This is a genomic window from Mycolicibacterium arseniciresistens (assembly GCF_030519285.1).
Taxonomy (GTDB): domain Bacteria; phylum Actinomycetota; class Actinomycetes; order Mycobacteriales; family Mycobacteriaceae; genus Mycobacterium; species Mycobacterium arseniciresistens.
Window position 1 is genome coordinate 1 of the sequence record NZ_JAUMSQ010000061.1, and the last position, 632, is coordinate 632.

The 632-nt window shown below is 65.2% G+C and carries 1 protein-coding gene; it reads right to left on the reverse strand.

Annotation, left to right across the window (positions count from 1 at the left end):
* Positions 1–507: DUF222 domain-containing protein (locus Q2100_RS11070; RefSeq protein ID WP_302914098.1), on the reverse strand; the 507-nt coding region annotated here is incomplete at its 3' end.
* Between the last annotated feature and the right edge of the window lie 125 nt (positions 508–632).

Sequence of the window (632 nt, forward strand, 5' to 3'; positions counted from 1 at the left end):
ATAGGTAGTGCCCTTGTCGTCGCAGGTCTTGCTGTACGTCGGTGCAGGTTCCGGTTTGGGGTCGGGTTCCGGTTTCGGTGGGGGTGGGGGTTCGAGCTTGATCGCGGTGCGCAACTGGTTCACCGTCGCGGCGGTGACCAACTGGGCGTAGTGCGCATCCGAGCCCGGCCCGGCCTTCTCGGCGATCACCCCGACCTGATCGAGTGACACCCGACCGTCGCGCAAGAGTTGGGTGCAGCGCGGCAATTCCTCCCACCGCTGCGCGACGGCGGTAACGATTTCAGCGTTGCGCGGTGACGACCCGGTCTTCCACGCCACCATCGCCGCCACCGACCGCGCACCCGTCATCCCCCACAATCCGTCGCGGTCGATCTCGGCGACGATCTCCACCAGCCGCCCGTCGATCGCATTGCGCTGACCGCACAACTCCGCGATCTCATCGAACAACACATCGAGCCGGTCCTTCGGCCTCACCGAAGGAGCGAAAGACGTTGCGCTCGAGGACATGACCCCATCATCGCAGAGGGGTACGACAAGTACCTGCCGCAGCGGATCCCGTTGTACCGCCGTCACATTGCCGAGTTCGTGCCTCGCTGAGGATCGAGGCGCAGCCCCGTTCCGCTGCTAAGTCG